17 protein-coding genes are annotated in these 23956 nt (G+C 48.0%); 10 read left to right on the forward strand and 7 right to left on the reverse strand.

The genetic code is table 11. The features are described from left to right. Positions 1 to 11: 11 nt before the first annotated feature. Both NH568_RS08685 and topA read left to right on the forward strand, forming a co-directional pair. Complete coding sequence (locus tag NH568_RS08685; protein WP_253046280.1) at positions 12 to 4940, forward strand: hypothetical protein; 4929 nt, start codon at positions 12 to 14, stop codon at positions 4938 to 4940. Between the two features lie 254 nt (positions 4941 to 5194). Beyond that, positions 5195 to 7837 (forward strand): type I DNA topoisomerase, encoded by a 2643-nt coding sequence (topA, locus tag NH568_RS08690; RefSeq protein ID WP_253046281.1) that lies wholly within the window; start codon positions 5195 to 5197, stop codon positions 7835 to 7837. Between the two features lie 73 nt (positions 7838 to 7910). Here topA and NH568_RS08695 read toward each other — a convergent pair whose 3' ends face one another. Beyond that, a complete protein-coding gene (locus NH568_RS08695; RefSeq protein WP_253046282.1) occupies positions 7911 to 8159 on the reverse strand; it encodes a hypothetical protein in 249 nt (82 codons plus the stop codon). A 220-nt stretch (positions 8160 to 8379) separates the two neighbouring features. On the opposite strand from NH568_RS08695, the gene NH568_RS08700 reads away from it, so the two are divergent. The 3 genes from NH568_RS08700 to NH568_RS08710 are packed head-to-tail and all read left to right on the forward strand — an operon-like array spanning position 8380 to position 11730. Next, positions 8380 to 9861: an alpha/beta hydrolase gene (locus NH568_RS08700; protein ID WP_253046283.1), complete on the forward strand. Its 1482-nt coding sequence runs from the start codon at positions 8380 to 8382 to the stop codon at positions 9859 to 9861. Between the two features lies 1 nt (position 9862). After that, positions 9863 to 10597, forward strand: coding sequence for an ATP-binding cassette domain-containing protein (locus tag NH568_RS08705; protein WP_253046284.1), 735 nt, complete (start codon positions 9863 to 9865; stop codon positions 10595 to 10597). Continuing rightward, positions 10594 to 11730: an ABC transporter permease gene (locus NH568_RS08710; protein ID WP_253046285.1), complete on the forward strand. Its 1137-nt coding sequence runs from the start codon at positions 10594 to 10596 to the stop codon at positions 11728 to 11730. Before NH568_RS08705 ends, NH568_RS08710 begins: the two co-directional genes overlap by 4 nt. A gap of 41 nt (positions 11731 to 11771) precedes the next feature. Here NH568_RS08710 and NH568_RS08715 read toward each other — a convergent pair whose 3' ends face one another. Continuing rightward, positions 11772 to 12017 (reverse strand): hypothetical protein, encoded by a 246-nt coding sequence (locus tag NH568_RS08715; RefSeq protein WP_253046286.1) that lies wholly within the window; start codon positions 12015 to 12017, stop codon positions 11772 to 11774. A gap of 173 nt (positions 12018 to 12190) precedes the next feature. On the opposite strand from NH568_RS08715, the gene NH568_RS08720 reads away from it, so the two are divergent. Continuing rightward, positions 12191 to 13261 carry a hypothetical protein gene (locus NH568_RS08720; protein ID WP_253046287.1) on the forward strand — a complete coding sequence of 357 codons (1071 nt, stop codon included), beginning with the start codon at positions 12191 to 12193 and terminating at the stop codon, positions 13259 to 13261. 51 nt (positions 13262 to 13312) lie between these two features. Here NH568_RS08720 and NH568_RS08725 read toward each other — a convergent pair whose 3' ends face one another. After that, the gene (locus NH568_RS08725; protein WP_253046288.1) at positions 13313 to 14641 is read right to left on the reverse strand and encodes an anti-phage deoxyguanosine triphosphatase; all 1329 of its coding nucleotides are present in this window, start codon (positions 14639 to 14641) and stop codon (positions 13313 to 13315) included. A 301-nt stretch (positions 14642 to 14942) separates the two neighbouring features. Here NH568_RS08725 and NH568_RS08730 point away from each other — a divergent pair, with 301 nt between their 5' ends. Together NH568_RS08730 and NH568_RS08735 are read left to right on the forward strand one after the other, a co-directional pair. Next, positions 14943 to 15767: a glucosaminidase domain-containing protein gene (locus NH568_RS08730; RefSeq protein WP_253046499.1), complete on the forward strand. Its 825-nt coding sequence runs from the start codon at positions 14943 to 14945 to the stop codon at positions 15765 to 15767. A 1-nt stretch (position 15768) separates the two neighbouring features. Further along, complete coding sequence (locus NH568_RS08735; RefSeq protein ID WP_253046289.1) at positions 15769 to 16413, forward strand: DUF2987 domain-containing protein; 645 nt, start codon at positions 15769 to 15771, stop codon at positions 16411 to 16413. A 108-nt stretch (positions 16414 to 16521) separates the two neighbouring features. Here the strand turns inward: NH568_RS08735 and htpX are convergent, their stop codons facing one another. Then, positions 16522 to 17382: a protease HtpX gene (gene htpX, locus NH568_RS08740; RefSeq protein WP_253046290.1), complete on the reverse strand. Its 861-nt coding sequence runs from the start codon at positions 17380 to 17382 to the stop codon at positions 16522 to 16524. A 333-nt stretch (positions 17383 to 17715) separates the two neighbouring features. Between htpX and NH568_RS08745 the strand changes: the two genes are divergently transcribed. Further along, entirely contained in the window at positions 17716 to 19611 is a 1896-nt protein-coding gene (locus tag NH568_RS08745; RefSeq protein ID WP_253046291.1) for a DUF294 nucleotidyltransferase-like domain-containing protein, read from the forward strand. After that, a complete protein-coding gene (locus NH568_RS08750; RefSeq protein ID WP_253046292.1) occupies positions 19611 to 20318 on the forward strand; it encodes a 3'-5' exonuclease in 708 nt (235 codons plus the stop codon). The genes NH568_RS08745 and NH568_RS08750 overlap by 1 nt, the downstream gene beginning before the upstream one ends. Positions 20319 to 20419: 101 nt before the next feature. Here NH568_RS08750 and NH568_RS08755 read toward each other — a convergent pair whose 3' ends face one another. The 3 genes from NH568_RS08755 to NH568_RS08765 form a co-directional block, all read right to left on the reverse strand. Next, positions 20420 to 21997, reverse strand: a complete 1578-nt coding sequence (locus NH568_RS08755) for a BCCT family transporter (protein ID WP_253046293.1) — start codon at positions 21995 to 21997, stop codon at positions 20420 to 20422. Between the two features lie 562 nt (positions 21998 to 22559). Continuing rightward, complete coding sequence (locus NH568_RS08760) at positions 22560 to 23222, reverse strand: CoA transferase subunit B (RefSeq protein WP_253046294.1); 663 nt, start codon at positions 23220 to 23222, stop codon at positions 22560 to 22562. 10 nt (positions 23223 to 23232) lie between these two features. Beyond that, complete coding sequence (locus NH568_RS08765; RefSeq protein ID WP_054016864.1) at positions 23233 to 23931, reverse strand: CoA transferase subunit A; 699 nt, start codon at positions 23929 to 23931, stop codon at positions 23233 to 23235. Positions 23932 to 23956: the final 25 nt, after the last annotated feature.

Here is a 23956-nt window from a genome sequence, read left to right on the forward strand (position 1 = left end):
GAGAATCGAAAATGTCTCTGATGCGCTGGTTTAGTATTACTTTGCTCAGTTTGCTGATGATCGCCTGTGGTGGCGGTGGTTCGATTGAAAAAGACACCTCGGGAGGTGGCGGTACAAATACAGATTATGAACTGGTACTGAGTACAAGTTCAGCAAGTGGCGGAAGCCTCAGTATCAGTAACCCCATCACAATCACAGCAAAGCTCACCAATGATGGCGCACCCGTTGCCAATAATCTGGTTAAATTTACTAATGACGAGTTTTCTGACTTCGCCTCTGTGAGTTCACAACTTACCGACAGCAATGGTGAAGCGAAAGTGACGATTATCGCCAATCGGTTAGGCGGGGCGGGTACCATTTCAGCCACTGCGGACGTGGGTGAAAATACCGTTAGTGGTTCAGTACCTTATGCCGCGGCTGGTGATGGTGGTATTCAAATCGCGATGACGATTACCGGCTCAGATGGTCAGCCGATCAATGCGACTAATCCAATTAGCGGTACAGAGATTGCGACAGTCACCGCAATCCTAACCGATAATGGCACACCTTTGAATGGACAGGTACTTGAGTTTTCTAAAGAGGCCGACAGCGAAGATCTACTTGTTACGAATGGCAACTCAAATGTACAGACTGACGCCAATGGTGCGGCACGTTTACTTGTCCAGGCAACGGACAAAGTGGGAGCGGGCTATGTTCAGGTTACCTATAACGAAGACATCAACGCCCGTATCGGATTCGAGTCAGCAGGTAACCCCTTTTACGATAAAGAGGTTTACGACCTGCGCGTGCAATTGGTTAACGCTGCTGAGCAAGCTTCCAGTGACCTGTCACTGGCTAATCCGTTGACGGCACAAATTCAGCTCACTTTGAATGAACAGCCTGTTGCAAACGCTGAAATCGCGGTTTCTGTTGAAGCCAGCGCGCGCTTTGCAAAGCCAACCGAGTCAGTCAGAACAGATGCGAATGGTCAGGCAGAAATTCAAATTTTCGCGACAGAAACAGCGACGGTTGATCAACAACTTGATGCGTTTACGGCAACTTACTCGGTATCTGGTGATGAAGCAGCCAGAACCGTTGCCAGCTACGTTGGAGCGGGAGATGGTGGTCTGCAAATGACGGTCTCCGTGGTTGACTCTGCCGGAAATGCAATCACCAAAGAAAACCCCCTACTTATGGAAAGAGAGGGGACAGTAGAAGTGAACCTCACACGAGATGGCGCGCCTGTCGCAAATGAGCTGGTTACTGTGGGTGAGTTAGTAAGATCAGTGATAGATGACGAAGCTGCACTTACTAATGACGATGGTGATGCGATCTTTAAACTCACAGTGAATAACTCCAAAGGTTGGGAGGAGTTTGATGTATCATACGCCGGGCGAGCGTTAGCAACAGGCAGATATTACTCTCAGGGCATTGTAGCGGGTGAAGGAATACAACTTTTAGTCAGCGTCGTCGACGATCAGAACAATGCCATTAACCAGGAAAACCCTCTCAAACCAGGTACGGTCACACGAGTGGTCGCAACCTTGACTAAAGACGGTGATCCAATTAAAAACGAGTTGGTGACCATTTCCGGAGGCACTAAGGCGGTTACTGCCCCTTCTGATGGTGTGACGATCACTGATGACAATGGCGAGGCCGTTGTTACACTTATTCCAAATAAAATCATCGGGTGGGATCAGGTTTCTGCCTCCTATGGCAGTGGTGGTGCCGCTGTGACAGAAGTGGCGAGATACTACTCTGATGGTGACGAGGATTTTGGCGAAAGCGGTTACAAACTGCTTATTTCAAGTTCGAATGCACAAGGCGCGTCAAATTCAGTGTCCGCTGCCTCACCCCTGACGCTGTCGGTTAACTTAACACTAGACAGTGATGCAGAAGAAAATGCGCGCATCCAGTTTACCGTTGATCAGTATGCTGATCTGGAAGACCCATTCTCAGGTGATATAGTAAAAACTTACTCGACGCTCACAGACAATACCGGTAACACGAGTATCAGACTTGTAGATAATTCTACTTCTGGCGCGGGGTCAGTAACCGTGTCATTTATTGAAAACGATGCCGTGGTTGTGTCTAGTCGCCTTAACTTTATTAGTGCTGGTGATGGTGGCATCAAGCTATCTGATATTTCTCTTGTTAATTCATCTGATCGTGATCAGGATATTGATGCAAGCACACCGCTTAACGACCAAACAACGGGTATTGCGATTGTTACACTGACTCAAAATGGTGTGCCTCTGGCTAACAAGCCAGTGTTATTCACGACGGATAGCCTGGCAACCCTGAACCCGGCCAGCGGCTTAGTTCAGACTAACGCAAGTGGTGTTGCAGAAATAACGGTATTGCCTACCGTAACATCTGGTTTGGGGCGTATAAATGTTGCCTATGAATTAAATGGGGTCACGTATACAAGCGATGAGCCTAAATACTTTAACTCTGCCGGTGCGAGTAATCAAAATGAAGGGGACTACAACATTCAAGTTAGGCTACTGACTGAGTGTAATTCAAATTGGGATGCAGACAGAGAAACGGTGAAATTGAATCCGTCTGATCCGTCAACCAACTGTAATAGCATTACCAATCTGGAGTCGACAGAGATCCCCGATATTTATGTCAGTATCACTGAACGTCAGGATACTTCGAAAAACATTGCTAATGCGATCGTAGATATCACAACCAGCGTAGGCCAGGTGTTACCTTCTTCTGGCAGGGTATTAACCGATAGCCAAGGCGTTGCGCTACTTAAGTTTCAACCGGGCAATGGTAGTGGCGCGGGCACCATTACTGCATCGTACAACGGAGAAACCGGCTCCCGTAACTTCTCTATTGGCCTGCAGAGTCTGTATTTAGACTTATCTGCGCCCCATGGTACCGACGAAGCCACGGCACTTAAATCTGGTGGCTCTATGGTCATTACCGCCAGTGTCTATTCGGATGAAGCAAAGCAAAACCCGTATACACTGCCTGTTGATGTAGAATTTAGTTCGACCTGTGCTGATGAAGGCACAGCAACAATTGATTCACAGGTGAGGTCTATCAATGGCGTTGCCAGTTCAACGTTCAGAGCAAACGGTTGTAATGGTCTTGACACTGTGGTGGCGACGATTACATCTGGTGGCGGTGTAAATCAACCTGAGTCCATTCAATTCAGAGTATTGGAGGCTGAAGCCCAGGCTATTGCTTTTGTTTCTGCATCTAACGCGTTTATCGGTTTACCTCCAGGTATTGGGGGAGTGCCAACAACTTCTGTTCTAAAATTTAAGCTGACAGATACAGATAGTTTGCCATTAAAGCAAAAGCGGATGGACTTTAAGGTCTCAGATCAATCCGGTGAAGCTTTGCTCGTAAACTATAGTAGCAGTACTGATAATGAAGGGGTTGCGCAAACCACTATCACATCGGGGATAGTGCCGGGCGCTCTGGTCGTTGAAGCCTGCTATGTCAAAGATGAGCTGTATAAAGACCTGCCGGATGGACAAAATGTAACGTGCTGGCAGTCGCAAATCGATCTCTGTGCTTCTCTCTCTGAATCTGAACTCGACGAAGGAAAGTTTGGCTGTGTCAAAGATGAAACATTGACCCTTATTCCAATCGCAGACCAAATCAATGCGGTGTCTTCTGGCGTTATCTTGTCATCGGGTGTGCCTGATCAAAACAGTTTCGACGCCGCACCGACTAAGAATAACCTTAATGCATTGAACAATATCGGTGTAACAACGGATATCCATGTGTATTTTGGCGACCAGTTCAATCAGTTGTCGGGTGATAATATCGTTGCCAATGTGCTCGCAGAAGCGGGTGTTGTTGGTGCCATTGGCGGATCAGCAAGTAGCACATATGAATGTCAGGCTGTTGACGGCTTGTGTGTTGTTCAATGGAGACGCCAGGGAGATATTCCGTTTAGTGACACAAAATGGGGGAATACCCTCGATAGGGTTTGTGATACATATTTTGGACAGACTGCACCATGTATTGGCGGGTACCCCGCGAACAACTTAGATGGCAATCCGATAGTGCAAGGGGGAAGGGTATCTATTCTCGTCACTGCCAAGGGTCAGGAGAGCTTTGTTGATAAACCCAGTTCAGATGGAATAGAAAGAAGAAATGGTCGATTCGACCAGGGGGAATTCTATACTGCATTCGATTTGCCGGAAGCCTTTATTGATAATAATGAAGACGGCAAGTTCAGAAACTGTGACGAAAATGGGGAGAACTGCCAACCGGTTAGCTGTGACTTGCCTTCTCAAGATTGTGAACCTGGTAACAGCACTGGCGGGCATTTCGAAACCTTTAGTGATATCAACAACAACGGCGTATATGATAAAGCTGATGGTATTTATAACGGCCTGTTATGCTCTGAAGAGGCGATGAATGCTGAGGGCGGTCCTTACTGTACAAGAGATTTGATTGAAGTACGAAAGACGTTCGAAATTGTCTTGTCGGGTAACATACCTTATGTCAGATTTGCGGTTCCCAAGACATATATGAATCCCGCCTACGCAACGGATCCGGTTGCTAACCCCGTCAGTTGTGATGCGTCATCTGTGGCTTTGTTTATTGGATTGGCGTCTCTCGAAGATTCGAATAGTGCTGATTACTGTGATATCGAACAAATAGACCTTACTCATGCTAACGTTGGGGCTACCACTTTTATTCCCGTACATATTTTCTATTCGGATATTAACGGCAATACGTTACCGGCTGGCACCACTATCACCATTACAACAAACAATGGTGAAGTCGGTGTGGGTAGCCTGACAGGAACTATTACTGATTCAACTGCAAGTGGTACGCTAGAGGCGGTCGTTTCAATTTCCAGAGAGGCAGCATCTAACAGCAGAACCGTCGGAAATATGACTGTCACCTTTACTATTCCATCAGCCAGTGGAGATGGAGAATCTACAGTTCATACCAGAACGTTGAGCATTATAGACGCTGGCTAACAACGTCAAAACAAGGGCCAAATTATTGGCCCTTTTTCTTTAACCCTTGAAATTCCTTTCATATCCGCTATATTCGCCCTTTCCATCAAGCAATCTATACGCCTGGGTAAATTAGCAACAACAATTGTTCATAAAATCACTGCTTGGCGAAAAGATCGAACGAAAAGCTTGTAACAATAGGTATTTGTGGATATACCTATATTTAATCGCGCCCAATGAAGGGCAACAACCAGACAGAAGTCAAATAGGCAGCTATGGGCAAATCGCTAGTAATCGTAGAGTCTCCCGCAAAGGCAAAAACTATCAATAAGTACCTGGGTAAAGACTACATTGTGAAATCCAGTGTTGGTCATATCCGTGATCTTCCTACCTCAGGCGCAGGTAAAACTAAAGGCCTGGCAACGAAATCTCCCGCTGAAGTGAGAAAGATGTCGCCAGAGGAAAAGGCTGAATATAGAAAGAAGAAAGATTACGCGAACCTGGTTGCCCGGATGGGAATAGACCCGGAAAAAGGCTGGGAACCGCACTATGAAGTGCTACCTGGCAAAGAAAAAGTCGTACAAGAACTGGCTAAGCTCGCAGAAAATGCAGACACCATCTATCTCGCAACCGATTTGGATAGAGAGGGAGAGGCAATCGCGTGGCACCTTGAAGAAGTGATCGGTGCTGATGCAAGCAAATACAAGCGTGTTGTATTTAACGAAATCACCAAAAATGCTATCACACAGGCGTTTGAGGCACCAGGGCAGTTAAACACCGACATGGTGTATGCGCAACAGGCACGACGTTTCCTCGACCGCGTTGTTGGTTTTATGGTATCTCCTTTGTTGTGGCAAAAAGTCGCGCGCGGATTATCAGCCGGTCGTGTTCAGTCTGTGGCCGTTCGCTTACTGGTAGAACGTGAACGTGAAATCAAAGCGTTTATTCCGGAAGAGTTTTGGGATATTCATGCAGACACAGCTTTAGCGGAACAAGACGTCCGCTTTGCCGTGACCAAGTATCAGGGTGAAGCTTTTAAACCACTGAACGAAACTCAAGCTAACAAAGCCGTTACAGAGCTGCAAAAAGCACAGTATCAGGTTGTTAAGGTTGAAGAGAAACCCAGTAAGAGCCGTCCCAGTGCACCTTTTATTACCTCAACCATGCAGCAGGCGGCAAGCACTCGTCTGGGCTACGGGGTGAAAAAGACCATGATGCTGGCACAACGTTTGTACGAAGCGGGTTACATTACCTATATGCGTACAGACTCAACCAACCTGTCTAATGATGCGGTTGAAATGGCCCGTGGTTATATTTTGGATAACTTTGGTGATAAGTACTTGCCGGGTGCTCCCATTAAATACAGTGCAAAAGACAATGCTCAGGAAGCGCACGAGGCAATCCGTCCTTCTGATGTTAAAATCCTTTCCGGACATGTTGAAGGCGTTGATGCTGATGCTAAGAAGCTCTATGAGCTTATCTGGCGTCAGTTTGTTGCCTGTCAGATGACACCAGCAGAATACGACCTGACTAATATCACTGTAGGTGCAGGCGATTACACGCTTAAAGCACGCGGTCGAGTGTTGCGTTTTGACGGTTGGACACGTGTGCAGCCAGCAGTACGTAAGAAAAACGAAGAGGAACAGGCACTGCCAGCCGTTGCGGTAGGTGATACCGTGCAGTTGCAGGCGCTGGATCCAAAGCAGCACTTTACTAAACCGCCGGCACGCTTTAGTGAGGCGAGCTTGGTTAAAGAGCTTGAAAAACGAGGCATTGGCCGTCCATCTACTTATGCGTCAATTATCTCGACCATTCAGGATCGTGGTTACGTGCGAGTGGAAAACCGCCGTTTCTATGCTGAAAAAATGGGGGAGATTGTTACTGACCGGTTGATAGAAAACTTCGACGAACTGATGGACTTTGATTTTACCGCCAAGATGGAAAATCGCCTGGACGAAATCGCTGAGGGTGATCGTGTCTGGACTCAGGTACTTGATAAATTCTACGCCGATTTTTCTAACCAGCTTGAACTGGCTGGTAAAGAGGAAGCCGAAGGCGGCATGCGTCAGAATGTCATGGTTGAGACCGACATCGATTGTCCAACCTGTGGTCGTAAGATGGGGATCCGCACGGCTTCTACCGGGGTATTCCTGGGTTGTACCGGCTACAACTTACCGCCAAAAGAGCGCTGTACGACGACCATGAACCTCATCCCGGGTGATGAAGCGGTTGATGCGGATGTAGAAGACGCAGAAACCGAAAGTCTGAGACAGATGAAGCGTTGTCCTAAGTGCGAAACCGCGATGGACTCTTATCTGATTGATGAAAAGCGTAAGCTACATGTCTGTGGTAATAACCCGGGTTGTAGTGGCTACGTGATTGAGGAAGGCAGCTTCAAGATTAAAGGCTATGACGGGCCGGTCATCGAGTGCGACAAGTGTGGCGCAGACATGCAGCTTAAGTCAGGCCGTTTCGGTAAGTACTTTGACTGTACCAGTGAAGACTGCAAAAACACGCGTAAGCTGCTGAAAAGCGGTGAGCCTGCGCCACCTAAAGAAGATCCGGTGCACTTACCTGAACTCCCGTGTGAGAAGTCAGAAGCTTATTTTGTGCTTCGTGACGGTGCATCTGGTATTTTCCTGGCTGCGCATACCTTCCCTAAATCCAGGGAAACACGTGCGCCTAAAGTGGCTGAGCTTAAACGCTTCAGGGATCGTATTTCGCCTAAGTTCTATTATCTGGCGGATGCGCCAGAGCAGGATAGTGATGGTAACCTGGCCGTAGTAAGGTACTCTCGTAAAACCAAATCGCAATATGTGATGACGGAAGTCGAAGGAAAAGCCACAGGCTGGAAAGCGACCTACGAAAACGGTAAGTGGGTTGAGGAAGAGAAAAAGCGTAAGAGCGCTAAGTCCTAAATAACCAGTTTGATTACCCTATGATTGAAAACAAAAAGGCCAGCAAAAACTGGCCTTTTTTGATCTTTGAGTATTAGGTGTCGACTTCTGTCACGGCCACGTAGCCGCTGGCAGATAGCTCCTCGTTAACACACTGCAAAACGTACTGACGTAGCGCATCGGTTGCAACTTCGTCATCCTGAGCCCATTCAACACACATTTGTGTCAGCTTTGCAACTAGGCTAGCTGGTGCACTTTGTAGTTGCGAGTCATCTGCAGCAACTGAGGTTGAAGTTAAAGTAGCGGCTAAAACGCAGCTCGCCAGGGCTGAAAATAGTTTCATTGATGTTTCCTTTTGTGTTTAGTGTAACGTTTCGTCACAGTGAATTTTTAAACTAAAACGCAAAAAAAGAACAACGAAATAAATCACTCTTAAAAATAAGTGAATGTGATTTGAAGAACAATCGACTGTTTTTGATTAGGGAACTGCCGACATAACAATGATATACTCGAGTACATCTGACTTATAGAAGACCCGCCCGGGCACTGAAAAGGACGGTACAATGAAAAATAATCGCGGACGATTCCGCATACTGCTCAGACACAGCCTGATTGCTGTTGGCCTGCTCAGCGGCACAGTCAGCCATGCCGACACAGTTGGCCTGACTCCTTGCTATGCCAAGGGACTTGCTGATCAGCTGCTGTGCGGCAGTGTGGAGCAGCCCTTATCGGAAAATAACAGTGAACAGATCAGCATACACTATGCAGTGATCCCAGCTATTAAACAGGTCCATCCAACAGAAGCCATTTTGGCATTCGCTGGCGGACCGGGGCAATCAGCCATTGACGTTGCGGCCGTCTTTGCACGTGTCTTGCGTTATGCCCGCGAAGAGCGGGATATCATTTTGGTTGATCAACGTGGTACCGGTAAATCCAGTTTGCTTCAGTGTGACATGGATCCTCTTGAGGCACAGTTTGCCTTTAATGACGATGCGCTGCCCATTTTTGAATACAGTCGTGAAGAAACCCAGAAGTGTAAAACCAAGCTTAATACTGATCTCAGCCATTTTACCACAGCTGCGGCAGTCAAGGATTTTGAAGCGGTACGCCTCGAGCTGGGATACAAAAAACTTCACCTCTTTGGGGCGTCTTATGGTACGCGTATCGCACAAGAGTATATGCGTCGCTACCCAGAAGCTGTGGCGAGTGCAACACTCGATGGCGTGGTACCTATGCAGCAAAGTTTGATTGCGATAGGCGAGGCCATAGACGACTCATTACAGGCGATATTCTCAGAATGTGCTGACAGCGTTGAATGTAGCCGTCAGTATCCGCAACTGGCACACCAGTACCAGACGCTGCTTGACACACTGATAGCGCAACCAGCGACGGTACAGGTACCACATCCCAGAATGCACAACCTCATTGGGCTGGTGTTGACACAAAATAAGGTACGTTCGGCCATTCGCATGGCGCTGTATAGCCATACAACACGTGCTCTGGTGCCGCTGGCCATCAGCGAGGCGGTAAAAGGCAATTATTTACCTTTGGTTGGGCTGATGGGCAGTGATTCCGCATTTGGCTCGCTGGCGATGGGCATGCACAGTGCAATCGTTTGCGGCGAAGACTGGCCAGCACTCACGGCACAAACACGGTCGCGTTTTTCCAGCAGTTACTTTGGGCGTCTGATGATGGAGTCACTCGATGCCAGTTGTCCGATATGGCAGGTCAGCGCGGTCAAAAAAGACTTTTATCAGCCGCTTAGTACGGACATTCCAACCTTATTGTTGTCTGGCGGACTCGATCCCGCAACACCTCCAAGCTGGGCAGAGCTGGCCATGGTTAATATGACAAATGCGCGTCACCTGATCGCTGATGAGGCAACGCATGGCGTGGCAGGGCAAAGTTGTGCCGATAAACTGGTTGCTGAATTCATCAGTCAGGGTGACCCCGGCAAACTGGATGACAGCTGTTTAAAAAAGGCGACCGTCAGACGCTATTTTATGAACCCCAATGGCCCCGCAGTGGCAAGCCAGGAGCCGTAACATGATCAAAGTACACAATCTTAAAAAACAAATCGCCTCAGTGGACGCGATGGATGGCCTGAGCTTTAGTGCCGAAAACGGCCATATCACCGGGTTACTGGGTCCAAACGGGGCTGGCAAAACAACCTGTCTGAGAACTGTGTTTGGTTTGCTGCAAGCTGACGACGGGTACGCTGAGATCGATGGAATAAAGGTTCACGAAGATCCGATGGCTGCAAAACAACAGCTGGGTTTGTTTCCGGACCCATGCGGCCTCTATGAACGCCTGACACCCAGAGAATATATTGAGTTTTATGCGCAGCTGAGTGGTATGACGAAAACTGCGGCAAAAGCGGCGACTCAACGCGTTATTGAACAGCTGAAAATGACCGACATTGCCGACAGGCGCTGCCAGGGATTTTCTCAGGGTCAGCGAATGAAAACAGCACTGGCTCAGGCAATCGTGCATCAGCCACGCAACATCATTCTTGATGAGCCTACTCGCGGTCTGGATGTAATGAGTACCCGCGTACTCAGGGAGCTATTGCTAATGCTTAAGGAGCAGGGCCATTGTGTGCTGTTTTCAAGCCATGTAATGCAGGAAGTAGCCGCATTGTGCGACCATGTTGTGGTGATGGCTAAAGGTAAAGTGGTTGCTCAGGGCACACCGGACCAGCTTTGTGAGCAGACAGGTAAAGCGAGCCTGGAAGAGGCGTTTATCGTACTGATAGGCAGCGATGAGGGGATTGCGGCATGATGAGACAGGTAAATATCCTCTTCAAAAAAGAGCTGCTAGATGCGTATCGTGACAAACGTTCGGTGATGGCTGGCTTGTATTATGCGTTTGGTGCACCTATCGTAATGTGCCTGCTGTTCTCAATCTTGTTGCAACAAATGGCGTCGCCTGAAGCACTAAAAATTACCATTGAAGGTGCTGATCGTGCTCCGAATCTGGTTCAGTATCTGGATAGCGCTGAAATTAGTCACAGTGACGCGGACGATGTAAAGCCCATTCGCCTGGAGATAAGTGAAGACTATCAGCAGGATATGGCCCATGGCCGTAGTGCAACCGTAGTGATTGTTGCTGATAAGTCAGACAGTAAGCTGATCAAATCCGTGCGCAGACTGGAAACCGCGTTATTGAGATATAACAGCGAAGTTGCGGGACTGCGCCTGGTCGCGCGTGGTATCGATCCTGGCCTGATGCGTGCACTGGACGTGCAGACACACGACCAGGCTACTCCGGATGCTAAAGGAGGATTGTTTCTTGGCATCGTGACCTTGTCCATCATTATTGCCGTGTTTTACTCCGCAATGAATCTAGGCATAGATACCAGCGCGGGCGAGCGGGAACGTAATTCACTGGCGCTGCTGCTGAGTCATCCGTTAAGCAGTATGCAGATTGTATTGGCTAAAGTCGCCGCGATTGCCACTTTCTCTATTCTGGGATTAGCTCTGGTACTGGTGGTGTCTAAGTTCGCTTACGCCATGGTGGCCTGGGAGCAGCTGGGTTTTAGCATTACTCTGGATATTCGTTTTATTCTGGTGAGCTTGATCATCGGAATACCAATTGCCCTCATGTCGGCCAGTATGCTGATTTTTGTGTCCTTCATGGCTAAGTCATTTAAAGAGGCACAGTCATACGTCACTATGGTTCTCATGGTGCCGGTTGGTCTGAGCATGATGACCAGTTACGATATCGCGACAGAAACTATCCAGTGGTTGCCGATTGCTGCGCAACAATACGCTATGATTGAACTTATCAAAGGTAATGCGCTGCCATATGCGCCATTGGGCGTGGCGTCGGTTTTTACACTGGCATTGTTTGCGTTGTTTACTTACCTGAGTAGCAGAATGCTGAAAAGTGAAAAAGTGGTGTTTGGTTTATAACTCGCCCGAGCTGCTTGGCAATCATATCAAGCCGGCGAACATTAACCGGCTTGATATATAAGATAAAACACTGGCAGGCAGCTCAGTAGCCCGACAAAAAATATTTTGAAAAAGCCGTCTCGATTTTCAGTCAGGTGGGCAAGGCCAATACTGTCTTGATCAGCCTGTTCGAACGGCTTGAAGTACCTGTATATCTTCATGATCAACAAACCAACAATAAACGGCACCACCACTACAGTAACCACCAACAACACTAAATACCAAGCTTCCGGTACTGTATTTCTCATGTTATGTGCACCTTTATTATAAAAAAGGTACATTAGCAAAGATACACCTCTGTCTCAATCTACTTTCAGGTAATTAGCCGTAATGGCAAAAACGACATTTTTAGACTCTACTGACCAAAGGGGGCAATCAAGCGTCCGCATGCGCAGAGCAAATCAAGTTAAGGAGCAAGCAAATGTCACACGTCACACTAAAAAGAGTCAGGGGTTTAGGGGGAGAAACACTGTCTGAATATCGTACACGCCAGATGGAGGAGCAGCGCTGGAAATTTGTCAGGCGAGGTGTATCTGACGCAGATCTGAATAATAACTTTGAGTTTCTCAATGGTGCGGTACTTAATCGTGAGGCTAAAAAGCAACTACTGCAGACGACTACCGGACTGTTTGGCCCAATTCGTACTGGTACCATTGTGCATTTAGACCCAAATGCCGATAATCTGGTGGTACCCAGTGAGCGGGCACCATTGAATCCTGACGGCGACTTGATCACCCGACTGAACCAATATCACCATGATCGTACGGGTAAACCACCTGAGGCTGAAAACGCGCTTGCTGTCAGTGGCTTTTGGACAGCTGCAACTGATGGAGCAGGTATTGCTGGACTGGATGGCGCCTCTAACGTATTCGGCAGTACGGGGCAACTTATTCTCAACCCAGCCTGCGCCGGAGAGTCGGTAGAACTCAAGTTTCCACTCTTACAGTTTGGTTCAACAGAACAGGAGCGCAACACTTATCTCGAAACGTTAGCGTATTATGGTGGAACCCTGCTTGAACCGGGTGAAATGTTTGATCTGGGTTTTACCCAGGATTTATGGGGTATTCAGTACGATCAAAAACTCCCGGAGTACGTCACGGTATATGAATTCAGCCCAATTAAAGGGGGTGGATTGTTTGTGGAACATCACCCTTTTCCACATATCTGGTTACCAGCAACAGGGATCGATCCCGCGTTCAAAGAGCCGACTGTGTCCAGAATATTACTTGGCCGCCGACTTGATAATACTCGGGAGGATGGATACTACCGTACAGTAACCACGGAGCAGTTCCATTTTACTGTATTTGAAGTACCGAATAATGGCAGTGCATTGGCAATCCGGCCTCAGTGTATTCACAACGATAGTTTTACGAAAGGCGCGCAGACAGTGTTCCTGGGGAATACCGCGGCAAATACTGTTGCGTTGCGCCAAAGTATGCCGGTAACGCAGATGGCTGTTGGTGGGACCCCGGTCGGTAAACTGTCAGATTAGGCATATTTAACTGTCTTGGGTCCTTATACTGCGGTGTTTAACAGCAGCGGCTCACATATGTGGGCCGCTTTTCACTGGTGCTTGCATTGGACTGTTGCCGAACAGACGCTGATAACAGCGCCGTGCATATTCGTCTGTCATGCCCGACAGATAGTCTGCCAGTACGCGCATTTGTGCGGTCTCGTCCTGTGCCAGTGCGTAGTAAGCCTGAGTGGTATGAGGGAGTAAGCGCAGGGGATCGCTCTGAAACGCCCCGAACAGGTCAATCAGCATATTTTGACCGCTGAATTCGATTTGCTGCATTTTCGGGTCGCGGATAAGCCTTGCAAAAACAAAGTGTTTGAGCACACCTAAAATGGCCTCAAACTCATCAGACAACTTGACGGTGTGGTGCAGTAACGGGTCGTTGAAATTGCTGTCCTGAATACTGAGTTCACAGTTGACGATAAACAGGTTCACCAGCTCGCCAATTACGTCTTTACGCAGAGACTCATCGTGAGAGAACAAGCGTTCACTGATACTGTCGAGATGATTATCCAGCCAGGGAGAGGAGATTTTTCGCAATTCGGGCAGAGCATAACGCTGCCATTCTCGTTCACTCAGGGTCTCCGTGGCTATAGCATCTTCCAGGTCGTGTACGGCATAGGCAAAGTCATCAGCATATTCCATTATGGCACTGTCGAGTGACTTGAAGCGGGTTTTCGCTTTATATTCGTTGACTGGTACATGGCTTTGCAGCAAGTTCTTGTCATCCTGACTAAATGGCGTCAGGATCCAGTCCAGGACATCTTTGTCACAGTGGTAGATCCCTTTGGCAGGCAGCCATTGCTGGGTGTAAATAAAGCGCTGATTGGGGTCGGTATGTGGAATGGCCAGCCTTAACTCATCGATAATAGCAGGGTACTTAATAAAGCCGAGCAAAGTTCGGCGAGTGAGGTTCATACCATACCCTTTGGAGTAGGGTTCCAGTTTGGTGACTATTCGTAGCGTTTGTGCATTGCCTTCAAAGCCGCCATGATCACGCAGCAAATAGTTGAGGGCGATTTCTCCGCCATGACCAAAGGGAGGGTGCCCGATATCATGTGCCAGACAAATGGTTTCCATCAGGCTTGAAGACGGAAACCAGGCAAAATCAGGATGTTGTGCTCTCAGGTGGCGCAATAAACCCGTGCCTATTTGAGATACTTCAAGAGAATGCGTTAAGCGCGTCCGGTAAAAATCGTTGACGCCTATACTCATTATCTGTGTTTTTGACTGCAGACGTCGAAAAGCCGCGGCATGAATGATCCTGGAACGGTCAATTTGCCAGGCTGAGCGATTGTCATTTGGGCGATACTTATTTTGGTCCAGCTGTCGTTGCTGCCATGGTGACTGGCTCATAGATGTCCTTCAATTGCGCTAAGCTATACTCAGTATATCTTTGCTGTGTCTGAGGATAAACGAAAAACCTAAATTAAAGCGCTGAATGAATTTGGGTTGAGGACAGTCCCATCGCCACGATGAAATGCAGAAATTCGCGTTTAGTGGTAAGTTTTGTTATCATTATCCGCTAATTTGAAAATGAAAGAGAAAAGTACAGCAGGGTCATTCTGTTAGGGATTTTCAGAAAACCTGCGTAGTTACGCCAATTTAAGGGTGTTTTCAGCACTTTGATTTGGTAGTTGGTACTAGTGTGAGGAGAATCATGCGTTTACTAGTTAAAGTTATTATTGCCGCGACTTCAATATTCGCGATCCTGTATCCATTTATCGTCAAGCCCCCAGTTTCCCCTGAACCCTCACCCGAGCCAGAAGTCGTCGTGACGGAACCTCAGGTTAAGGAAGTGGAAAAGCCTTTGCACAAGGTTAAGCTGCCGGAGTTTGGCAAAATTCGTGATATTGCCACTAAGAAAAAACGGTTTTTTGATTTTATCAAGCCCCATGTTGAGGCGGAAAACGAGCTGATCTTACAGCAACGTGCCAGTATAGAAATTGCCCTGATGATGCTGCAGTTTGAAGAGCCTCTCAGTGATATTCAACAACAAAGGATCGAGCAGGTGTTTAAGCTCTACAGGATAGAGGATGACACCATCTCCATTGAGAACCTAAAACGGGCACTGCGTCGGGTAGATATTATCCCTAAAGAGTTGGCGTTAATGCAGGCGGCCAATGAGTCGGCCTGGGGCACCTCGCGGTTTGCGCGTATTGGCCTGAACTTTTTTGGTCAGTGGTGCTATCGCAAAGGCTGTGGGATGATCCCAAAACGCCGTAACGATGAAGCCGTGCATGAAGTCGCGGCCTTCCAGTCGGTGCGGGCGTCGGTCAAATCGTATTTTAGAAACATCAATACGCACGATGCGTATAAAGAGCTGAGGGCCACGCGTGCGCAGTTGCGTGAGCAGAAAAAGCCCATTGAAGCCACGGCGTTGACCGCAGGACTCTTGTCATATTCAGAGCGGGGCGTGCATTATATTGAAGAACTTAACGATATGATCAGACACAACAAGGCTTATTTTGATGAAGAGTAGGATGTTAGCGCTTTTGCTGGGTATGGCAGGGGTTGCAACTGGCGCACAGGCTCAAGAAGAGTTTGTGGTTTCGTACGATGGCTTTTATGACCGTCTTAAGGTAGTTGAAAAGGGCGAGTTTGAATTTGCCCGGGTAAATTTCTATCTGGTAGACATTGCGTCACTGGCACCGTGTCAGCTCAAGTCAGGTAAAATTGTCACTGAAACCAGTGAGCAACCGCTCAACTTTACCCAAGAGGCCCAGCTGTTACTGCCGTTTAGTGACAAGCTCGACAAAGACAAAGCTGTGATTGTTGCAAAGCCGCTCAACGCTCAGCATGATTGTCAGATCAAATTTCAGATTGAATCTGAGTATTTTACTACTGCGCACCTGACCAGGCAGCGCTTGTATCAGCTGCATCATGAGTTTGACGGGCTGTTGTCGGATCTGTCCGGTTTCTTTGTCAGCAAGCTGATGGGCTTTTTACTGCCACAGCACAAGGGAGTAAAAGTGACGTTTTCCAGCGAGCCTAATCTGTCGGCAGCCGGGGTCAGCTGTGATAAGCAGGTATGTCACTTTGAAGTGATGGATGACTGGGAGAATGATGCCGCACGCTTTAATACGCTGAGTGAAGTCGTCTCGGTGACGCCCTGGATAGAAAAGTAATTGTTCGGTGATTGCGTAGCAATTTGACTTAATTACGCAAATTGGTATGACCCCAAAAGAGTCAAATAAAAAAGGCTTCGCATTGCGAAGCCTTTTTTCTCGTTATATTTAACGTAGCGCCTGAATACGTTGCTCCAGTGGCGGGTGAGAAGCGAACATCTCCGACAAACTCTTACCCGATGCGATACCAAAGGCCATCATAGACCCTTCGAGCTGGGACTCGTGGTTGTGACGCAAACGTTCCAAGGCTGCGCGCATTTTATGTGCGCCCACCAATTCAGCAGCCCCTTTGTCGGCAGCAAATTCACGTTGGCGGCTGAAGTAGGCAACAATCACCGAGGCCAGGATGCCAAACAGGATCTGGAAAATCATATCGAAAATGATATAAGTCCAGCTCACACCGTTGTTTTCTTCGTCACCGTTAAGAAAGCCGTCAACCAGGTTCGCCAATACTTTAGCGATAAAGATGACAAAGGTATTCACTACGCCCTGAATGAGCGTGAGCGTGACCATATCGCCGTTGGCAACGTGAGAAACCTCGTGTGCCAGCACAGCTTCAGCTTCATCCTGAGTCATATTGTGTAGTAACCCGGTACTGACCGCAACCAGGCTGTTGTTTTTGCTGGGGCCCGTTGCAAAGGCATTGATTTCAGGACTGTCGTAGATGGCAACTTCGGGCATTTGAATACCCACTTGTTTCGCCTGATTAGCAACGGTTTGTACCAGCCAGTGCTCACTTTCATTGCGGGGTTGATCAATAACATAGGCCCCGGTTGATTTTTTAGCGATCCATTTCGACATAAACAGCGAAATAAACGCACCACCAAAGCCGAACACTCCGGCAATGAGTAGCATGCCGCCATAACTGCGGTTAGACAGACCTAACACAGACATGACGAGTGACAGAACAATCCCCAGCACCAGCATGACTGCCAGGTTGGTGATCAAAAATAGCACGATTCGTTTCATTTTAACCTCAAGCTTATACTCAACTTATTGTTTGCAGCCCACAAACTGGGATCAGCTTGTACAAAGTGGGCTATGTTACTTGCATACGTTTGCCTACACGCGCCAGGTGGGATCCATTTCCTTCAGCAAGGCGTTTTACCATAGGTTTAGTTGCAGTATTTTTAGCTTCCAAAGCACGCTTTTTATATGAAGGTAAATCACCATAATTACAAGTCACAGAGTAAAAAATTAGTGTGACAAAATATGCACAAGGTACCGTGAGCGGGTGCCTCCCTTGCGTTCATCTGCGCAATTACCCACAATAGTAATTATCAGGGTCATATAACGGTCATTATGCAAATAGAACATTTTGAGATCATGCAGTTTTTGTCTGCACATCCCCCATTTAATGATTTACCCGAGCACGCGCTTAAGCAGCTTGCTTCTGAGGTTGAGGTTGGCTATTACCGTGCTCGCAGCGAAATACTGCACTACGGGGAATCAATCTCAAACTTGTATGTGGTACGGGCCGGGTCCGTGGAGGTTTACCGCAGAAATGGTGAGCTGTATAACCGAATTTCAGAAGGCGGGCTGTTTGGTCAGCGTGGTCTGTTAATGAATCGTAAGGTACGCTTTCCGGTCATGGCCCTGGAAGACACCTTAGTGTACTGCATTCCTGTGACCCTGTTTGAAGCATTTTGTGACGAGCATGAGGCATTTGCCGACTTTTTTGAGGCCGACGACAGCGGTGGACTGATCCAGGCGGTGTCAGATCAGGCAGACAACAACGACCTGACCACGGCCAAAGTCAAAACGTTGTTGCTCAGAGAGCTGGTGTCGGTTGAGCTGACCTGCACCATCCGTGATGCCGCGAGACTGATGACTGAAGAACAGGTTTCGGCCTTGTTGATTTACGATCCGAGTAAACCGGTCAATGATGATCCCGAAGATGATGACGGGCAAATTGTGGGGATCCTGAGCGATAAAGACTTGCGCATTAAAGTCGTGGCGCAAGGTTTAAACACAAATCAACCTGTCGCCAATATCATGACCCGGGAGCTCACCATAGTCGATTCTAATGCGTATGTCTTTGAGGCCATGATGATGATGCTCAGAGACAACCTGCATCATCTGCCTGTGGTTCATAAACGTCGGCCTATCGGTGTGATTGCCTTGTCGGATATTTTGCGTTATGAGTCGCAGAGCAGCTTATTGTTTGTCAAAGGGATCATGGAGCAGCAAAGTGTAGAGGACGTAGCGCACTATGCCCAGTCGTTGTCCAGTGTGTTTGTGCGTTTGGTCAATGAAGATGCTAATTCACATATGGTGGGCACGGCGATGTCTGTGATTGGCCGCACTATTAAACAGCGGTTACTGGAACTGGCCGAGGACAAATTGGGTGAGCCCCCCGTGCCTTATTGCTTTATTGCATTGGGCTCAATGGCACGGGATGAGCAGCTTATCGTGACCGATCAGGACAATGCGCTGATCCTGGATGATGCGTTTGATGCGGATACACATGACAGCTACTTTGCCGCGCTGGCCAAGTTTGTTTGTGACGCTCTGGCACAATGTGGCTACAAATTGTGTGATGGTGGCATTATGGCAACAAACCCGCAGTGGCGCTTAAGTACCAGTGACTGGCAGGCTCAGTTTGAAGACTGGATGGATAACCCCAAACCCGAAGCTCTGCTGCATAGCTCAATCTTTTTTGACCTGGACGGGGTCTTCGGTTACACCCAGCTGGCCAATCGCCTGAGTGAATTGGTGGCAAAAAAAGCAAAAAACACACCGCGCTTTTTAGCTGCGATGGCAAGTAACTCTTTACGCAGAACACCACCGCTGGGCTTTTTTAAAGATTTTGTGCTCGAGCAGGATGGAGAGCACAAACACTCGCTGAATATTAAGCGTCGTGGCACCGCACCGCTGTCCGATTTGGTGCGTGTGCATGCCCTGGCCATCGGCTCGCGTAAGCAAAATTCGTTTGAGCGGCTCGAAGACATAAAAGACGCCCAGTTGTTGCCGCCGGGAAAAGTCGAAGATCTTGAAGCTGCGCTTGAATACATCGCGATGATCCGGATCCGCCATCAGGCAAAGCAAATAGAACAAGGGAAGCAGCCGGATAATAATATTTTACCTAAGCGGTTGTCAGAGTTTGAACAACGAAACTTGAAAGAAGCATTTGCAGTACTGGACAAAGCGCAGAGCTACCTCAAGATCCGCTACCAGAATAAAGCGATGCTAAAATAATGGCAGTACAAGGTGACATTCTATCCTGGCCAAACCGTTTCGCACATTTGGCCCGCCAGAGCAATGATGAGCGTCTGAGAGCGTTTTACAACGCAGGCGTGCAGGCACCTGAAACACCGGTGTCACAAGCGCGCTTTGTGGCTCTTGATTTTGAGACCACCGGATTGGATCATGAAACGGATGATATTGTCAGTGTAGGCCTGGTGCCATTCGATGCGCGACGAATTTATTGTCGTGATGCAAAACACTGGATCATAAAACCTGCTACGCCATTGCATACCGAATCTGTAGTGGTACATCAAATCACCCACTCACAGGTCAGTGATGCCCCTGATCTTGAAGACATCCTTGAAGAGCTGCTTGCTTGCCTTGCCGGTCGAGTGATAGTGGTGCATTATCGCCATATTGAACGGTTGTTTTTTAATCAGACCTTAATGCAACGGCTGGGAGAAGGGATAGAGTTTCCATTGATTGACACTATGATGATTGAACACCAGGTTGAAACTGCCCGGCAAACGTTCTGGCAACGCTTCACGCGCCAGCCTATTTCTTCTATTCGTCTGGCTGATAGCCGAAAACGATATGGTTTGCCATATTATATTGCCCACCATGCGCTGAGTGATGCACTGGCGACTGCTGAACTATTACAGGCTCAGCTGCAACATCATTACACACAAAACACAGAAATAAAATCGCTGTGGGTATAGTTATCCTCCTAAGTTGAGTCGGTGACCACAACACAGGAAAATGGCATGTTATCAAACATGCCATTTTAGCAAGTACTCTGGTCAGCTGGTCACCCAACTGTTTATGTGCTGGCTTTTTCTGTACGCAAGCCCAGGATAAGACTCAGGCACATCAGCAGGAGTACCACGGTAAATGGCAGACCGGTTGAGATAGCACCCGCCTGCAAGGCTTGTATGGCCTCTGTACCGCCGATCCACAATAGCGCCGCAGCGATAGCGCCTTCTACCGTGGCCCAGAACACCCGCTGTGGGATAGGGGCATCAATTTTACCGCCGGCCGTAATACTGTCTATGACCAGAGAGCCTGAATCCGACGAGGTGATAAAGAACACCAGCACCAGTACGATGGCGACAAATGACAAGAAATCGCCCAGAGGCAGTTGTTCAAACATTTCAAACATGGCCAGTGGCACCTGAGTCAGACCATTCTCGCCAAGTGCGCCAATGCCAGATTTCACCTGATCAATGGCGATACCGCCGTATACCGACATCCACAAGGTAGTGACTAAAGTCGGGATTAGCAGCACAGCAATGATAAACTCACGAATGGTACGGCCTTCAGAGACGCGGGCAATGAACATGCCGACAAACGGTGACCAGGAGATCCACCAGGCCCAGTAAAACACAGTCCAGCCCTGGAACCAGGCTTCATCGTCACGACCGTGCGGGTTACTTAATGGAATGATGTTCTCCACATAGGCCATTATAGTGGTGGGAACATTGCCGAGCGCGACAGCAAATCCGGCTAGCATTACAAACAGCAGCAGGGCAAAGGCGATCAGCATATTGGTATTACTGAGCACCTTAACACCGCCCTCAATGCCCCGCACCACAGAAATGATGGCCAGCAAAGTAACACCCACTATCACCATGATCTGTAGCCCGAGACCTGCTTCTATGCCGAATACATGTTGGATCCCGGCGCTGGCTTGCTGTGCGCCAAGGCCTAGCGAAGTGGCAAGACCAAACAAGGTGGCCAGCACTGCCAGAATATCGATAACGTGTCCGGGCCAGCCCCAGGCTCTGTCACCTAATAGTGGATAGAAAATAGAACGGATAGACAGCGGTAGCCCCTTATTATAAGCAAAGAAAGCCAGAGAGAGCGCGACAACGGCGTAAATCGCCCAGGGGTGCAAGCCCCAGTGATACATAGTGGCACCCATGGCCAGCTCAGCAGCTTCAGGTGTGTTGGGGGTGACATTGAGCGGTGTTTTGAACCAGCCAGTGTAGTAGGCTACCGGTTCGGCAACGCCCCAAAACATCAGCCCGATACCCATACCTGCGGCGAACAGCATGGCCAGCCAGGAGAGGGTGGTGTACTGAGGTTTGGCCGAGTCGCCACCAAGACGGATTTTGCCATAGGGAGAGAGCACCAGCGCCAAACAAAACAACACAAAAAAATTGCCAGACCACATAAAGACGGCATCGAATGCGCCTATGATTTTCCACTTCAGGCCATCCAGTGTTGCCTTTGCTGACTCTGCATCGCTTACTAAGATTGCAATAAGAAATAATAAGATCAGGCCCGCACTCACGCCAAAAACCGGGTTATGAACATCAAACCCCCATTTTTGTACGTTGTCCTGGCCCACGGTATAGTCAGTATTATCGATACTATACTTATCGTGATTGTCTGCCATCGTTACCTCATAGTTGAGAAATGAAATGGCAAGGTCTAAATACCAATTTCACTTAATACCTGTTCAATTTGAAGGAGCAAATATGACGCAAACAGCGTTAAAAATTTCTCATTTAGAACAACTAAATAGCAAAATTTTCGCCTTGTTATCGACCCTATTTTCTCGCCTCAAAATAGAACACTTAATTAAGCAAATTGGTATAATACCCAGCTTTGATGCAAACTGCATGCGATGGGTTTATGTTAGTTACAGCGGTAATGGAGCCACTTATGCAAACCCATTACGATCGTCTTTGTGTTTAACAGACGTTTCGATGTAATTAAGATAAACCAACCAAAACGGGGCGTTTTTACCACCTTGCCGTAAAAGTTTTAGTTTATAAGTGTAAGCGCTAGAATATAAAAGTAAATGAATGGGCTATTAACTGAATAAAATCACACCATTTAAGGGTCAAACAGGCAAAAAAAATCCCTCTTGCGAGGGATTTTGGGTAACTCAGCGCCTTTGGCACTGGGAATGAGGTTGGTACATAGTTGGTATTATAGTGTCAGACCGTGCTTGTTTAGCTGGCAAACTGCATTTCAGGAATGTCGCCATTTACAATAAGCTTACCTGCAGTTTTGCTGATAATTTCGTCTACACTAACACCCGGTGCGCGCTCTAGCAAATGGAACGCGCCATCTTTTACTTCAAGCACCGCTAAATCTGTGACGATCTTTTTCACACAGTTCACGCCGGTGAGCGGCAGAGTACAAGACTCCAATAACTTTGAATCGCCGTGCTTGCTGGCATGGGTCATGGTTACCACGATATTCTGTGCGCCGGCAACCAAGTCCATTGCACCACCCATGCCTTTGATTAACTTCTTCGGGATCATCCACGAGGCAATATTGCCGTTCTGATCCACTTCAAATGCACCCAGTACCGTCAAGTCTACATGACCACCCCGGATCATGGCAAAGCTTTCGGCACTATTAAAAATAGCTGCACCTGTGGCTGCTGTCACGGTTTCTTTACCCGCATTGATCATGTCTGCGTCGACCTGGTCTTCCGTTGGGTATGGACCCATGCCCAGCAGACCGTTTTCGGACTGCAGCATTACTTCGATACCCTGAGGCACGTAGTTGGCAACCAGAGTAGGAATACCTATACCCAGGTTTACGTAATAACCGTCTTGAAGCTCTTGCGCCACGCGCATTGCAATTTGTTCACGAGTTAAAGGCATGGTGATCTCCTTACTTACGGGTTGTGACACGTTCGATGCGTTTTTCAAAGTTGCCCTGAATAACGCGATTAACATAGATCCCCGGAGTGTGGATCTCACTTGGCTCCAGTTCGCCTGGCTCTACGATTTCTTCTACCTCAGCAACGGTAATTTTACCTGCCGTTGCAGCCATTGGGTTAAAGTTCATCGCGGTGTGGCGAAATACCAGATTGCCATAGCGGTCAGCTTTCCAGGCTTTAACAATGGCGAATTCGCCGGTGATAGACTCTTCAAGAATGTAAGGGCGACCATCGAATTCTTTGACTTCTTTGCCCTCGGCAATCGGAGTGCCATAGCCAGTTGCCGTATAAAAACCCGGAATACCCGCACCGCCAGCGCGCATTTTCTCTGCCAAAGTACCCTGAGGAGTCAATTCAACGTCGATAATACCGTCTAACAACTGTTGCTCGAACAGGGCATTCTCACCCACGTAAGAGGCAATAATCTTTTTGATTTGACGATCATGGAGCAAAATACCCAGACCAAAGTCGTCGACACCACAGTTGTTTGACACGACGGTCAGCTCTTTGGTTTGTTTGCGCTTGATTTCTGCAATTAACCCTTCTGGAATACCACATAATCCAAAGCCACCTGCAATAATGGTATCGCCATCTTTCAGGCCCTCCATTGCTGCTTCATAGCTTGAAACTACTTTATCGAAACCGGCCATTAGCCCACTCCTAGTTGTTCGTTGT

This window comes from Pseudoalteromonas sp. XMcav2-N, from assembly GCF_024124545.1.
Taxonomy (GTDB): Bacteria; Pseudomonadota; Gammaproteobacteria; order Enterobacterales; family Alteromonadaceae; genus Pseudoalteromonas.